The organism is Escherichia sp. KTE96 (genome assembly GCF_000408525.1).
In the GTDB taxonomy this organism is placed as follows: Bacteria; Pseudomonadota; Gammaproteobacteria; order Enterobacterales; family Enterobacteriaceae; genus Escherichia; species Escherichia marmotae.
Genome location: NZ_KE137149.1, coordinates 876,924 through 891,592 on the forward strand (window position 1 = coordinate 876,924; position 14,669 = coordinate 891,592).

A 14,669-nucleotide genomic window follows, 5' to 3' on the forward strand; every position below is an offset into this window, starting at 1 on the left:
ATGTCATGGATGGCACGGGGCGGGGCCCGCTGATAACCGAAGATCAAATCAGAGCACTGCAATTTTCTGCTGGGGATGTAGCGGAAATAGAGCAGACTATTCTCTCTTTTTTCGATGCCTGCCACACCCGTAAAATAGCGATGGTGGTCAGCAATACCATTAATACCCTCAAAGATCGAGACCGGAATCGGTGGCGAAACCTGTCGGATATTTATTGCGCTTACCTTATCAGGTTCCTGGTTTTTCGTGGCGAATTGGTCGGATACGGTGATTTGTTCAGAATGCGTTTTAGCGAAATGAAACTGTCGGTTGAAACGTCATGAGTGCACATCAGTTTATTTTATGCTGCATTTGGTTCTTCGTATCTGTTCTCTGGATTCTGATACTGTCCACGCTGGACAAAGAATGGATGATTGATGGACGCGGGATTAACAATATCTGCGATGTGTTGGAGCATCTGGAAAATGACGATACTCGCGATGTCGGTGTGATAATGACGTTGCCGCTGTTTTTCCCTTTTCTTTGGTTCACGCAGTGGCGAAAAAAACGCGGCTGGTTTATGTACGCCACCGCACTGGCGATCTTCGGCTACTGGCTATGGCAGTTTTTCCTGCGCTATCAGTTTTGTTGGTGATTGAAACTGCCAGAGTCGCCTCCGGCAGTTTCTCACGTTACAAGCTTCCTGCCTGACGTCCTTTACCCGCAGACGTTAATGTTCTGCCCGTTTGTTTACCGTTCAGACTTTCCAGACGCATCTGGAACGGCGGGAATGGCATATCGATACCGTGGGCGTGGAAGCCCGCCAGAATTAACTGGTGGATCTCGTGGCGCAGCGGCATACGGTGACCCATTTCCGCGGCGTAAATACGCAACTCGAAAATCTGAATCCCCTGTTGTAGATCGACCAGGAAGACTTCCGGTGCCGGGTTGTCGATGACCAACGAGCAGCGACGCGCTGCGGTTAGCAAGATTTCCGTCACTTCTTCACTGTTGGCATCGGCAGGAGCCGGAATCGTCAACACCACGCGCGTGACCGAGTCAGAAAGCGACCAGTTGATAAACTGCTCAGTAATGAACGCTTTGTTTGGCACAATAATCTCTTTGCGATCCCAGTCGCTGATAGTGGTGGCGCGGGTGTTAATTTTCGTCACACTGCCAGTAAGATCGCGAATTGTCACCGTATCGCCAATGCGAATCGGTTTTTCGAACAGGATAATCAGACCAGAGATAAAGTTGGCGAAAATCTCCTGCAAACCAAAACCGAGACCAACACCGAGTGCAGCGACCAGCCACTGCAATTTCGACCACTCAATACCAATCATCGAGAAGCCGACCAGCCCGCCAATCAGCATCAGCAGATATTTGGTGATGGTGGTGATGGCGTAACCTGTACCTGGCGTTAAATCAAGGTGCTGCAAAATCGCCAGTTCCAGCAGCGCGGGCAGGTTGCGCACTAGTTGCGTGGTGATGATAAACACCAGAATGGCAATCAGCACTGCACCGAGAGTAATCGGTTCCAGACTTTCCACGCCCTGCACTGTGGAGGTGACATCCCACAGCGAAATATTTTCGAGGAAGCCAAAAGCGGAATGAATTTCTGACCACAGCACGATGACTGAAAGAAGGGCGATCAGCATCAGGATTGAACGCACCAGCCGCAAGGATTGTGCACTGATAGCATCGAGATCGACTTCGCTTTCATCCACTTCAATCGCCCCTTCCGGGCTACTGTGATGATGCGCTTCTTCTTCGCCACGCGCGCGTTGTGCCAGCATTTCAGCACGGCGATGCTTCGCCCGGTCAAACGCCAACCTGCGGCGTTGGATCAGCATCCAGCGGCGGATAACGTGATAAATCACCAGTAACAGGAACCAGATGGCGACCGATGTTTCCAGCCTTGCCAGCAGAGCCTGCGCTGTTGCCAGATAACCCACGGCTGCGGCGAGAATAGCGACCAGTGGCGCGCCAATCATCATGTTCCACAGCATATGGTTGGCAATGTTGTCACCACTGCCTTCTTTGTTAAGATACAGTGGGATCCCGGCTTTTTTCAGGCTGAGCGTGACCACTGCCAGTGCACCGCAAATGAGGATAAAGCAAAGACGTCCCAGTGAGCCGGAAAACTCGCGGTCGTCGAGATTATCAAACATCATCAGCGCCATAATCAGTGGCACGATAAGCCCAATGCTCATCAGGTAGTAGCGCATACCACGGGAAACACGTTCGCGCGGCCAGCCGAAATGGGCGATAAACAAGCCGTTCGGGCGAGCAAAGGTGGCGCAAATCATCACCACCCACAGCAGTGGCACGGTGGCCGTTACACCATCGCCAATCGCTACCGCCAGCGGATAAGGCCACGCCTCGCGCAAGCCGTAACCCAGCGTCATCCACAGCACTGGTAGCGGCGAAGCGACGAGGATCGACCAGAAAAGCGTCCGTAACGTCAGCCAGAAATGATCCTGAGTGACTTTGCCGACTTTAGCCGCCGAACGTTCAAGAAAACGGGTGAAATAGCGGCGCGAGTAAATGCTGCAACCGACCAGAATCAACGCGCCAAACAGCGGTAAAATAGTCTCTTTGCTGGTCAGCATCATCATGGTGGCTTTACCTAACTGACTGAAGGTGTCCAGCGAGATCAGACGACGCAGATCCTGGGCGATTTCCAACGGCCAGGCGATGGTCATCGGGCGCACATCAGAGGTCCAGAACAGATAGCGGTGTGTCGCTTCGTTGACCTCTTTCAGCGCATCTTCCAGTTGCCCGTTGGAAACTTTCAGCTTGGTTAGCTCAAGCAGTAGCGTGTCGCCGCCCTGGAGTAATGAGTTAAGCAACTCGCGCTGAGTACGCAATTGAGCTTCGAGTATCCGGTTTTGCTCGGCAGTCAGCGGCTGGCCGTCGGCCTGAAGGATCTGTCGCAGTTGTGGCTGTTTATTGAGGAGATCTTCATAATGCAACCGTTGCACGCGCAACTGAGCCATCTCGGTATCAAGCTGTTGCGGTTTCGGCATTTCCGGCAGGCGTGCCACCTGCGCCCGCAGTGCTTCACCGAGCAAGTTTGATGAACCCAGCCATTGCGACTGTTCACGCAGCGTATTCAGTGCCTGCCGGACTTGCAACGTCTGGCTGGCAGCCTGACGCTGCTGTGAGGCGACGAGATCCATCCGCTGCGCTTGCTGATTCAACGCTGCCGATAGTTCACGGTTAATTTTGAATTGAGCAACGATATCTTCCGGCAAATCGGCACTGCTTTCTGCCAGTAATTCAGTGCTTTCCAGCGCCCGCTCTGCCTCAAGCTGGCGTTGGCTGTTCAACTGGTTGCGCAGGGCCTGCAAATACGCATCCAGTTGCTGACTCTCTTTTTCTGCCAGTGCCGAGCGCAGACGAGCCAGTTCCTGACGGTTATTGGCAGAAAGTTGCGCCAGCTCGAGTTCATCGACCAATGATTTCAAACGTGCGGAGTCGGCCTGCAACGCGAAATTTTGTGCCTGATTAAGCGGACTATTTCCCGTGAGTGTCCCCAGTCGGCGCTCAATTTCATTCAACTGGCGGCGGGCGTCAGTTTGCTGTTGTGGTAATTGATTAAGCGAATCCGCAATCTCGCGGGCGCGTTCCTGCTCTTGCTGGGCCTGACGGCTTTTATCCAGCAACTGACTGCTGACCTGGAGTATTTCCTGATTCAGCGCGTCGGTAGACATCCCCGGCGACACGCTGCGCGGCTCATCACGCATATTGTTTAACTGTGCGCGCAGAGTAGCGGAGAGTTTCGGGTAGTTATCAATGATTTCTTGATATTGCTTGATGCGCTCAAGGGAACCTTTACGTTCCTCAAGCGCATTTAAGGCAGACTGGAGCGCCTCTACGACTTCCGGCTGCGCGGGTTTCGCCGCTTTTGCCTGCTCCAGTTCCTGGGTGATTTGTTTACTATCGGGGGCCGTCGCGGCGTACGCCCCCCAACTGAGGCACCAGGCCATCAGAAAAGTGATAATCAGGCGCACGTCAGCGTTTCCTTTGATGGATTAGACCTGGTCTTTTTTGTCGTCAACCAATGGGCTGGCGTCGTGTTCTGCCTCGATCTCTTCAGCAGGAAGCGGGGCCGGTTCAGTTTCTGGCGTAACAAAGGTTTCGGTAGATACAGCCAGCGGCTGACCAATCTTAGTGACAGAAAGGCTTGCCAGTTGCTCAACCAGATTCACTTTACCCGGCGCAAACAGGTTGATAACAGTAGATCCGAGTTTAAAGCGCCCCATTTCCTGGCCTTTCAGTAGCGCCACAGAATCGTCGTTTTCCCCGGCAGGCCAGGTCCAGCGTTTGATGATGCCTTCGCGCGGTGGCGTAATGGTGCCTGCCCAGACAGTTTCAATGCTGCCAACAATTGTCGCACCGACCAGAATCTGTGCCATCGGGCCGAATTCGGTATCGAAGAGACAGATTACGCGTTCGTTACGGGCAAACAGATTTGGCACGTTCTGGGCTGTGAGATGATTCACCGAGAAGAGATCGCCCGGCACGTAGATCATCTCACGCAGGATACCGTTGCACGGCATATGTACGCGGTGGTAGTCACGCGGGGAGAGGTAAGTGGTCACAAACGTACCGTTGCGGAAGAGATCCGCCATCAGGTAGTTACCCGCCAGCAGGGCTTCAAGACTGTAGTTGTGGCCTTTGGCTTGCAGGATTTTATCTTCTTCGATTTTACCTAACTGGCTGATAACACCATCGGCAGGCATGACCAGAACATTCGGGTCGGTATCGATCGGGCGTACATCGTCACGCAGCGGACGGACAAAAAATTCGTTAAAGGTACGGTAGCTGGCGGTGTCCGGTTTCTGCGCCTCTTTCATGTCGACCTTGTAGTATTTAACGAACAGATCGATAACCAGTTTTGTCAGCCATCCTGCCCGCTTGCTTGCACCCCAACCCGCCAGGCGAGTAAGCCATAGTTTCGGCAGAATATACTGTAGCGAAAGTTTGAATGAATTTAACAAGGTAGCCTCCAGGCCATTGTTTTGTCGTTCCTGATCCGGCGTACATGCCGGATCCTGAAAAAAAGGGGACGATTCTAACGACGGTTAGCTTAATTGTCAGTCATCCGTATCAGAAAAGTTTTTACGCGTTTTTACCTGCGCCATGCTTTCCAGAATACGGTGATAGTTTTCGAAACGAGTTTCCGCGATTTTCCCATCTTCAACCGCTTCACGGATAGCGCAGCCCGGATCGGTATCGTGTTTGCAATCGCGATACTTACACAGGCCTAAGTAATCATGAAATTCGACAAAGCCTTGAGTGATTTGTTCCGGTGCCAGGTGCCAGAGACCAAATTCACGCACGCCAGGGGAATCAATCACATCACCGCCGTGCGGGAAGTGATACAACCGTGCGGCGGTGGTGGTGTGCTGACCCAGACCAGAGTTGTCCGAAACATCGTTGGTCAGGATCTCTTTTTGCAGCCCCAGCAACGCGTTCAGCAGACTGGATTTACCGACGCCAGACTGCCCGGCAAAGATGCTGATCCGCCCGGTCAACGCCTCTTCCAGCGGTTTCAGGCCATCCTGAGTATGGCTGGAAACCATTAATACGCGATAACCAATGTTGCGGTAAATATCCATCTGCTCGTTGACAAATGCCATACCGTCATCGTCCAGCAGGTCGATCTTATTGAGCACAATAATCGGCTCAATCTGCAAGGTTTCGCAGGCCACCAGGTAACGGTCGATAATATTGAGCGACAGCTCCGGCAAAATGGCGGAGACAATGACGATCTGGTCGATGTTGGCGGCAATGGGCTTCACGCCGTCGTAAAAATCCGGGCGCGTCAACACCGAGGTGCGCTCATGCACCGCTTCAACGATCCCTTTGACATTAATACCTTCCGCCGCCGGTTTGCCCGGACGCCAGACAACGCGATCGCCAGTCACCAGCGAACGGATAGTGCGGCGAATATTGCAGCGGTGAACTTCGCCATCGGCGGATTCCACATCAGCATGCATGCCAAAACGGCTGATGACGATACCTTCATCAGGCTCGCCAAACAGATTGTCGTCGTAGTCGGGCTTCTCCTTAGACGTTTTAAGACGACGCTGGTGATTGGCGTTCACACGGCGCTGCTGGCCTTTGGAGAGTTTATTTTTACTCAATCGTACTGACTCCTGGTCGCCCCTGATGGGCAAAACATCTATGATACACGCAATTGCGAATCAATATAGTCACTGTGAATGGGTGGAAAATAGCATGAGTGCCAATGAAAACAACCTGATTTGGATCGATCTTGAGATGACCGGTCTGGATCCCGAGCGCGATCGCATTATTGAGATTGCCACGCTGGTGACCGATGCCAACCTGAATATTCTGGCAGAAGGGCCGACCATTGCAGTACACCAGTCTGATGAACAGTTAGCGTTGATGGATGACTGGAACGTGCGCACTCATACCGCCAGTGGGCTGGTGGAGCGTGTGAAGGCGAGCACGATGGGCGATCGGGAAGCGGAACTGGCGACGCTCGAGTTCTTAAAACAGTGGGTGCCAGCAGGAAAATCACCGATCTGCGGTAACAGTATTGGTCAGGATCGTCGCTTCCTGTTCAAATACATGCCGGAACTGGAGTCGTACTTCCACTACCGCTATCTCGATGTCAGCACGCTGAAAGAGCTGGCGCGCCGTTGGAAGCCGGAAATTCTTGATGGTTTTACCAAACAGGGGACGCATCAGGCGATGGATGATATCCGTGAATCGGTGGCGGAACTGGCTTACTACCGCGAGCACTTCATCAAGATGTAAAATTTTTCCTGGTCACGTAACCGCCGAAATCCACTTGCGGCGGCGTGATTTTGACGCTAAATTGAACGTCTTGCCGATAATTTCAGCACTTGAGATAAAAACTCAAAAAAATTTTTTTAGGGGGGTTGCAGAGGGAAAGATTTCTCGTATAATGCGCCTCCCGTAACGACGCAGAAATGCGAAATTACGAAAGCAAAAATTAAGTAGTACGCGGGAATAGCTCAGTTGGTAGAGCACGACCTTGCCAAGGTCGGGGTCGCGAGTTCGAGTCTCGTTTCCCGCTCCAAATTCTCCTCTCAATAAAATATCCACAGCGACGCGATGCGTTATTGCTGGTTTTTGTTATCTCTGACAAACTCTTGTAAACAGAGTTATCCACAGTGTCGGGCTGTAATCTTAATTTCAGGAAAACTTCGCACGGTGAATAGTAATTTTTTAACGTGTTGATATTTAAGTTGAAAAATAAGGTTTTGATTTGTCGTATTGATCACTTGACGATTTTTTCTGGCTTGAATTGCAATGTGTTTTTAATTTTATTCACAAGCTGTGGATGAATCAGGCGTCACGTGGTAAGCCTTTTTCTATCACGCGAACCAGACGCTGTTTTTTCGGTAGTTGCACCTCGACCACGCAGGCATTTCGTCGCTCGATTTGCTGCGCAATCGCCCACTCTATGTGTTCATCGAGAAGTGGGTGTTCACCTTTCCGACTGTTCAGTGCCGCCAGAATCGCTTCATCCCAGGGCGCATTTCCTAGTGCTACGGCGATATTTCGCAGCCAGCGTAAGTGACCAATCCGCCTAATCGCTGATCCTTCCGTGACTTTTAAAAACTTCTCTTCGCTCCAGGCAAAAAGCTCAATGAGCTCCGGCGCATGTAACGGTTTACGCGGGCTGAAATCATCTTCAGTTGTCAGTTGTGAATAGCGATTCCACGGGCAGATAAGCTGACAATCATCGCAACCGTAAATACGGTTTCCCATTAATGGCCGTAGTTCTTCCGGGATTGCTCCTTCCAGTTCAATGGTGAGATAAGAGATACAGCGGCGAGCATCGACGGTATATGGTTCCACGATGGCTCCGGTCGGGCAAATCGTCATGCAGGCAACGCATTTACCACATCCTTCCTCAACCGGTTGATCCACAGGTAGCGGAATATCAACCAGCAGTTCGCCTAAAAAGAAGAACGAACCAGCTTCGCGATTAAGAATAAGTGAGTGCTTACCTGTCCAGCCAAGACCTGCTTTTTCAGCTAACGGACGCTCAAGAATAGGCGCAGAGTCGACAAACGGTCTAAAATTCAGCGAAACACAATGTTGCTGAATCATCTCGCCCAGCTTTTTGAGTCGGTTGCGCAGAAGTTTGTGATAGTCACGGCCCAGCGCATAACGGCTAACATAGCCGAGTTTGGGATTTTTCAGCGTGCTGGCAAATGCGGCGTTGGCAGGAAGATAATTCATCCGCACGCTGATCACGCGCAGTGTACCGGGCAATAACTCGTGGGGGCGGGCGCGCAGCATACCGTGACGCGCCATCCAGTCCATTTCGCCATGGTATTGTTTGTCCAGCCATGCTTGCAGTTTTGGCTCGGACTCGCTGAGATCGGTATCGGTAATACCTACTTGCTGAAAGCCCAGTTCCAGCCCCCACTGTTTAATTTTTTGCGCTAACTGATTGAGATCGAGGGGCTCTGACATGACGGACCATACAATGAAGAAAAACCCCGTAAGTATACCACACACCGTCTGGCACGCCGACGATATCCGCCGTGGCGAACGCGAGGCGGCGGATGCGCTGGGGCTAACGCTCTATGAACTGATGCTTCGTGCGGGGGAAGCCGCGTTTCAGGTGTGTCGTACCGCTTATCCTGACGCCCGTCATTGGCTGGTGCTGTGCGGTCATGGCAATAACGGTGGCGATGGGTATGTGGTCGCGCGGCGGGCAAAAGCCATCGGCATTGAGGTCACGCTGCTGGCCCAGGAGAGCGACAAACCGTTGCCAGAAGAGGCCGCACAAGCGCGCGATGCATGGTTAAACGCGGGAGGCGAGATTCATGCTTCGAATATTGTCTGGCCTGAGTCGGTGGATCTGATAGTTGATGCGCTGCTCGGCACCGGATTGCAGCAAGCGCCCCGTGAACCCATCAGTAAATTAATCGATCATGCCAATACTCATCCTGCGCCGATTGTGGCAGTTGATATTCCTTCCGGCCTGTTAGCACAAACCGGAGCCACGCCAGGTGCGGTGATCAACGCCTCTCACACCGTGACCTTTATTGCCCTGAAACCAGGCTTGCTAACCGGGAAAGCGCGGGATGTAACCGGGGATCTGCATTTTGACTCGCTGGGGCTGGATAGGTGGCTGGCAACTCAGGAGGCGAAAATTCAGCGCTTTTCCGCATCGCAACTTTCTCACTGGCTGAAACCGCGTCGCCCGACATCACATAAAGGCGATCACGGGCGACTGGTGATTATCGGTGGCGATCACGGCACGGCGGGCGCGATCCGTATGGCGGGCGAAGCGGCGCTGCGTGCTGGTGCTGGTTTGGTCAGAGTGCTGACGCGCAGTGAAAACATTGCGCCGTTGCTGACCGCGCGCCCGGAATTGATGGTATACGAACTGACTGCGGAATCCTTAGCTGATAGCCTGGAATGGGCCGATGTGGTGGTGATTGGCCCTGGTCTGGGTCAGCAAGAGTGGGGGAAAAAAGCCCTACAAAAAGTCGAGAATTTTCGCAAACCGATGTTGTGGGATGCCGATGCATTGAACCTGCTGGCAATCAATCCCGATAAGCGTCACAATCGCGTGATCACGCCGCATCCTGGCGAGGCTGCACGGTTGTTGGGCTGTTCCGTGGCTGAAATTGAAAGTGACCGCTTACATTACGCACAACGTCTGGTACAACGTTATGGTGGTGTGGCGGTGCTGAAAGGTGCCGGGACCGTGGTCGCTGCACATCCTGATGCGTTAGGTATTGTTGACGCCGGAAATGCAGGTATGGCCAGTGGCGGCATGGGCGATGTGCTCTCTGGTATTATTGGCGCATTGTTAGGGCAGAAACTGACGCCGTATGATGCTGCCTGTGCCGGTTGTGTTGCGCACGGTGCGGCGGCCGATGTGCTGGCAGCGCGTTTTGGTACGCGCGGGATGCTGGCAACCGATCTCTTTTCCACGCTACAGCGTATTGTTAACCCGGAAGTGACTGATAAAAACCATGATGAATCGAGTAATTCCGCTCCCTGACGAGCAGGCAACATTAGACCTGGGCGAACGGGTAGCTAAAGCCTGCGATGGCGCTACCGTAATCTATCTGTATGGCGATTTAGGTGCAGGTAAAACCACCTTCAGCCGGGGTTTTTTACAAGCTCTGGGCCATCAGGGTAATGTCAAAAGCCCCACCTATACGCTGGTCGAACCCTATACGCTCGACAAATTAATGGTTTATCACTTTGATTTGTACCGCCTTGCCGATCCCGAGGAGCTGGAGTTTATGGGGATCCGCGATTATTTTGCCCACGATGCCATCTGCCTGGTGGAATGGCCACAACAAGGTACAGGTGTTCTTCCTGACCCGGATGTCGAAATACACATTGATTATCAGGCACAAGGCCGTGAGGCGCGCGTGAGTGCTGTTTCCTCTGCGGGTGAATTGTTGCTGGCGCGTTTAGCCGGTTAACCTTTAAAAGGTGGCGGGATGATGTATCGCATCAAAAATTGGTTGGTGGCGGCATTGGTGCTGTTGTGCGCACAGGCTGGTGCCGCTACGCTCTCTGATATTCAGGTTTCTAATGGCAGTGAGCAGGCGCGGATAACGTTGAGTTTTATTGGCGATCCTGATTATGCCTTTAGCCATCAAAGCAAACGCACTGTGGCGCTGGATATTAAACAAACCGGTGTAATTCAGGGGCTACCGTTGTTGTTCAGTGGCAATAATTTGGTAAAAGCTATTCGCTCTGGCACGCCAAAAGATGCGCAAACGCTGCGGTTGGTGGTCGATCTTACCGAAAACGGTAAAACCGAAGCGGTGAAGCGGCAGAATGGTAGCAATTACACAGTCGTCTTTACGATTAACGCCGATGCACCGCCACCGCCACCGCCCCCTCCGCCGCCTGTGGTTGCTAAACGCGTTGAAACACCTACGGTTGTCGCACCGCGCGTAAGTGAACCTGCGCGCAATCCGTTTAAAACTGAAAGCAACCGCACAACAGGTGTCATCAGCAGCAATACGGTAACGCGTCCGGCAGCGCGCGCGACGGCTAACACTGGCGATAAAATTGTCATCGCCATTGATGCCGGGCACGGCGGTCAGGACCCAGGCGCTATCGGCCCTGGCGGTACGCGGGAGAAAAATGTCACCATCGCCATCGCGCGTAAATTGCGTACTTTGCTCAATGCCGATCCGATGTTTAAGGGGGTTTTAACCCGTGACGGGGATTACTTTATTTCGGTGATGGGGCGTAGTGACGTCGCACGTAAGCAAAACGCCAATTTCCTCGTGTCGATTCACGCCGATGCCGCACCGAACCGCAGTGCCACCGGCGCCTCTGTATGGGTGCTCTCGAACCGTCGCGCAAACAGTGAAATGGCAAGCTGGCTGGAACAGCACGAGAAACAGTCAGAGTTGCTGGGCGGTGCTGGTGATGTGCTGGCAAACAGCCAGTCGGATCCGTACTTAAGCCAGGCTGTGCTGGATTTACAGTTCGGTCATTCCCAGCGGGTAGGGTATGATGTGGCGACCAGTATGATCAGCCAGTTACAACGCATTGGCGAAATTCATAAACGTCGACCAGAACACGCCAGCCTTGGCGTTCTGCGTTCGCCGGATATCCCGTCAGTACTGGTCGAAACCGGTTTTATCAGCAATAACAGCGAAGAGCGTTTGCTGGCGAGCGACGATTATCAACAGCAGTTGGCAGAAGCCATTTACAACGGCCTGCGCAATTATTTCCTTGCGCATCCGATGCAGTCTGCGCCGCAGGGCGCAACTGCGCAGACAGCCAGTACTGCCACGACGTCAGATCGCACGCTGCCAAACTAAGGATTATTGATGCCAATTCAGGTCTTACCGCCACAACTGGCGAACCAGATTGCCGCAGGTGAGGTGGTCGAGCGACCTGCGTCGGTAGTCAAAGAACTGGTGGAAAACAGCCTCGATGCGGGGGCGACGCGCATTGATATTGATATCGAACGTGGCGGGGCGAAACTTATCCGCATTCGTGATAACGGCTGCGGTATCAAAAAAGATGAACTGGCGCTGGCACTGGCGCGTCATGCCACCAGTAAAATCGCCTCTCTGGACGATCTCGAAGCCATTATCAGCCTGGGCTTTCGCGGTGAGGCATTGGCGAGTATCAGTTCGGTTTCCCGCCTGACACTCACTTCGCGCACCGCGGAACAGCAGGAAGCCTGGCAGGCTTATGCCGAAGGGCGTGATATGGATGTGACGGTTAAACCTGCTGCCCATCCGGTGGGAACGACGCTGGAAGTGTTGGATCTGTTCTACAACACCCCGGCGCGGCGCAAATTCATGCGCACCGAGAAAACGGAATTTAACCATATTGATGAGATTATCCGGCGTATTGCACTGGCGCGTTTCGATGTGACCATCAACCTGTCACATAACGGCAAAATCATGCGCCAGTACCGCGCGGTGCCGGAAGGCGGGCAAAAAGAGCGCCGTTTAGGGGCGATTTGTGGCACCGCTTTTCTCGAACATGCGCTGGCGATTGAATGGCAGCACGGTGACCTCACGCTGCACGGCTGGGTCGTAGATCCGACTCACACCACGCCCGCGCTGGCAGAAATTCAGTATTGCTACGTGAATGGGCGCATGATGCGCGATCGCCTGATCAATCACGCGATCCGCCAGGCCTGCGAAGATAAACTGGGGGCCGACCAACAACCGGCGTTTGTGTTGTATCTTGAGATCGACCCGCATCAGGTGGATGTTAACGTGCACCCTGCCAAACACGAAGTGCGTTTTCATCAGTCGCGCCTGGTGCATGATTTTATCTATCAGGGTGTGTTAAGCGTGCTGCAACAGCAACTGGAAACGCCTTTGCCGTTGGAGGGTAACGCTCAGCCAGCACCGCGTCCTGTACCAGAAAACCGCGTGGCAGCAGGGCGTAATCATTTTGCTGAACCGGCAGTTCGTGAGCCAGCAGCCCAGCGCTACTCTCCTGCTCCAGCAACAGGCAGCCGCCAGGCCGCTCCGTGGCCGAACGCACAGCCAGGCTACCAGAAACAGCAAGGCGAAGTGTATCGCCAGCTTTTGCAAACGCCTGCGCCAATGCACAAACCAAAAGCGTCAGAACCGCAGGAACTTACGCTGGCAGCGAATGGTCAAAGCTTTGGTCGGGTGCTGACTATCGTCCATTCTGACTGTGCGCTGCTGGAACGCGACGGCAAAATTTCACTTTTAGCCCTGCCGGTAGCGGAACGCTGGTTGCGTCAGGTGCAACTGACGCCGGGTGAATCGCCAGTTTGCGCCCAGCCGTTGCTTATTCCGTTGCGGCTAAAAGTCTCTGGCGAAGAAAAATCGGCATTAGAAAAAGCGCAGTCTGCACTGGCAGAGTTAGGCATTGAATATCAGTCCGATGCGCAGCATGTGACCATCAGGGCCGTGCCTTTACCCTTACGCCAACAAAATTTACAAATCTTGATTCCTGAACTGATAGGCTACCTGGCAAAGCAGTCCGTATTCGAACATGGCAATATTGCGCAGTGGATTGCACGAAATCTGACGAGCGAACATGCACAGTGGTCAATGGCACAAGCCATTACCCTACTGGCGGACGTAGAACGGTTATGTCCTCAGCTTGTGAAAACGCCGCCGGGTGGTCTGTTACAATCTGTTGATTTACATCCGGCGATAAAAGCCCTGAAAGATGAGTGATATCAGTAAGGCGAGCCTGCCTAAGGCAATTTTTTTGATGGGGCCAACGGCCTCCGGTAAAACGGCGCTGGCTATTGAGCTGCGTAAAATTTTACCAGTAGAGTTGATAAGCGTTGATTCTGCCCTTATTTACAAAGGGATGGATATCGGGACGGCGAAGCCGAACGCTGAAGAGTTACTCGCCGCGCCGCACCGATTGTTGGATATTCGCGATCCGTCGCAGGCTTATTCGGCTGCTGATTTTCGCCGCGATGCGCTGGCGGAAATGGCCGATATCACCGCGGCGGGGCGGATCCCGCTGTTGGTAGGCGGTACGATGTTGTATTTCAAGGCGTTACTGGAAGGGTTGTCGCCGCTACCGTCGGCGGACCCGGAAGTACGGGCCAGAATTGAGCAACAGGCGGCAGAGCAAGGTTGGGAGTCATTGCACCGTCAACTTCAGGAGATCGATCCGGTTGCGGCAGCAAGGATTCATCCAAATGATCCACAAAGGCTTTCCCGGGCACTGGAAGTTTTTTTCATTTCGGGTAAAACTTTAACGGAACTGACGCAAACGTCAGGAGACGCTCTACCGTATCAGGTGCATCAGTTCGCCATCGCCCCGGCGAGCCGTGAACTGCTCCATCAACGAATTGAGCAGCGTTTTCATCAGATGTTGGCTTCAGGTTTTGAAGCAGAAGTCCGGGCGCTTTTTGCCCGAGGAGATTTGCATACGGATTTGCCTTCCATTCGTTGCGTGGGTTATCGCCAGATGTGGTCTTACCTTGAAGGCGAAATCTCATACGATGAAATGGTTTATCGAGGTGTTTGCGCCACGAGACAGTTGGCGAAGCGGCAAATAACCTGGCTGCGTGGTTGGGAAGGGGTTCACTGGCTTGACAGTGAAAAACCAGAACAGGCGCGTGACGAAGTATTACAGGTTGTTGGTGCTATCGCAGGCTGAATGTGTACAATTGAGACGTATCGTGCGCAATTTTTTCAGAATCGAAAGGTTCAAAGTAC

Annotated in this window: 12 protein-coding genes and 1 tRNA gene; 9 read left to right on the forward strand and 4 right to left on the reverse strand. The window is 53.0% G+C overall.

What is annotated here, in order from left to right; genetic code table 11:
• Positions 1–5: 5 nt before the first annotated feature.
• Together yjeN and A1WG_RS10190 are read left to right on the forward strand one after the other, a co-directional pair.
• On the forward strand, positions 6–323 hold the full coding sequence (yjeN, locus tag A1WG_RS10195; protein ID WP_001517618.1) for a protein YjeN: 318 nt from the start codon (positions 6–8) through the stop codon (positions 321–323).
• Positions 320–634: a YjeO family protein gene (locus A1WG_RS10190; protein ID WP_001272717.1), complete on the forward strand. Its 315-nt coding sequence runs from the start codon at positions 320–322 to the stop codon at positions 632–634. Before yjeN ends, A1WG_RS10190 begins: the two co-directional genes overlap by 4 nt.
• Before the next feature lie 37 nt (positions 635–671).
• On the opposite strand, the gene mscM is transcribed toward A1WG_RS10190, so the two are convergent.
• The 3 genes from mscM to rsgA all read right to left on the reverse strand — a co-directional run bounded on the left by mscM (position 672) and on the right by rsgA (position 6,134).
• Positions 672–3,995, reverse strand: a complete 3,324-nt coding sequence (gene mscM / locus A1WG_RS10185) for a miniconductance mechanosensitive channel MscM (protein ID WP_001517619.1) — start codon at positions 3,993–3,995, stop codon at positions 672–674.
• Between the two features lie 21 nt (positions 3,996–4,016).
• A complete protein-coding gene (gene asd / locus A1WG_RS10180) occupies positions 4,017–4,985 on the reverse strand; it encodes an archaetidylserine decarboxylase (protein ID WP_000934902.1) in 969 nt (322 codons plus the stop codon).
• Between the two features lie 96 nt (positions 4,986–5,081).
• Positions 5,082–6,134 carry a small ribosomal subunit biogenesis GTPase RsgA gene (gene rsgA, locus A1WG_RS10175; RefSeq protein WP_000041983.1) on the reverse strand — a complete coding sequence of 351 codons (1,053 nt, stop codon included), beginning with the start codon at positions 6,132–6,134 and terminating at the stop codon, positions 5,082–5,084.
• 94 nt (positions 6,135–6,228) lie between these two features.
• Here rsgA and orn point away from each other — a divergent pair, with 94 nt between their 5' ends.
• Together orn and A1WG_RS10165 are read left to right on the forward strand one after the other, a co-directional pair.
• Positions 6,229–6,774, forward strand: coding sequence for an oligoribonuclease (orn, locus tag A1WG_RS10170; RefSeq protein ID WP_001517620.1), 546 nt, complete (start codon positions 6,229–6,231; stop codon positions 6,772–6,774).
• 210 nt (positions 6,775–6,984) lie between these two features.
• Positions 6,985–7,060, forward strand: a tRNA-Gly gene (locus A1WG_RS10165).
• A gap of 269 nt (positions 7,061–7,329) precedes the next feature.
• Here A1WG_RS10165 and queG read toward each other — a convergent pair.
• A complete protein-coding gene (queG, locus tag A1WG_RS10160; RefSeq protein ID WP_001294210.1) occupies positions 7,330–8,469 on the reverse strand; it encodes a tRNA epoxyqueuosine(34) reductase QueG in 1,140 nt (379 codons plus the stop codon).
• Here queG and nnr point away from each other — a divergent pair.
• From nnr to miaA, 5 genes are read left to right on the forward strand one after another with little or no spacing between them, the layout of a single operon-like run.
• A complete protein-coding gene (gene nnr, locus A1WG_RS10155; RefSeq protein ID WP_010379592.1) occupies positions 8,468–10,015 on the forward strand; it encodes a bifunctional ADP-dependent NAD(P)H-hydrate dehydratase/NAD(P)H-hydrate epimerase in 1,548 nt (515 codons plus the stop codon). The genes queG and nnr overlap by 2 nt on opposite strands.
• Positions 9,987–10,448 (forward strand): tRNA (adenosine(37)-N6)-threonylcarbamoyltransferase complex ATPase subunit type 1 TsaE, encoded by a 462-nt coding sequence (gene tsaE / locus A1WG_RS10150; protein ID WP_000981973.1) that lies wholly within the window; start codon positions 9,987–9,989, stop codon positions 10,446–10,448. The genes nnr and tsaE overlap by 29 nt, the downstream gene beginning before the upstream one ends.
• 18 nt (positions 10,449–10,466) lie before the next feature.
• A complete protein-coding gene (gene amiB, locus A1WG_RS10145) occupies positions 10,467–11,810 on the forward strand; it encodes an N-acetylmuramoyl-L-alanine amidase AmiB (protein ID WP_001517622.1) in 1,344 nt (447 codons plus the stop codon).
• A 9-nt stretch (positions 11,811–11,819) separates the two neighbouring features.
• Positions 11,820–13,667, forward strand: a complete 1,848-nt coding sequence (gene mutL, locus A1WG_RS10140) for a DNA mismatch repair endonuclease MutL (RefSeq protein ID WP_001122492.1) — start codon at positions 11,820–11,822, stop codon at positions 13,665–13,667.
• Positions 13,660–14,610, forward strand: coding sequence for a tRNA (adenosine(37)-N6)-dimethylallyltransferase MiaA (gene miaA, locus A1WG_RS10135; protein WP_001280339.1), 951 nt, complete (start codon positions 13,660–13,662; stop codon positions 14,608–14,610). Before mutL ends, miaA begins: the two co-directional genes overlap by 8 nt.
• Positions 14,611–14,669 lie beyond the last annotated feature (59 nt).

Coding starts and splice junctions, on each gene's coding strand:
- queG (WP_001294210.1), bottom strand. CDS start 8,469: ATGTCAGAGCCCCTCGATCTCAATCAGTTAGCGCAAAAAATTAAACAG.
- orn (WP_001517620.1), top strand. CDS start 6,229: ATGAGTGCCAATGAAAACAACCTGATTTGGATCGATCTTGAGATGACC.
- yjeN (WP_001517618.1), top strand. CDS start 6: ATGGATGGCACGGGGCGGGGCCCGCTGATAACCGAAGATCAAATCAGA.
- miaA (WP_001280339.1), top strand. CDS start 13,660: ATGAGTGATATCAGTAAGGCGAGCCTGCCTAAGGCAATTTTTTTGATG.
- A1WG_RS10190 (WP_001272717.1), top strand. CDS start 320: ATGAGTGCACATCAGTTTATTTTATGCTGCATTTGGTTCTTCGTATCT.
- mutL (WP_001122492.1), top strand. CDS start 11,820: ATGCCAATTCAGGTCTTACCGCCACAACTGGCGAACCAGATTGCCGCA.
- nnr (WP_010379592.1), top strand. CDS start 8,468: ATGACGGACCATACAATGAAGAAAAACCCCGTAAGTATACCACACACC.
- tsaE (WP_000981973.1), top strand. CDS start 9,987: ATGATGAATCGAGTAATTCCGCTCCCTGACGAGCAGGCAACATTAGAC.
- amiB (WP_001517622.1), top strand. CDS start 10,467: ATGATGTATCGCATCAAAAATTGGTTGGTGGCGGCATTGGTGCTGTTG.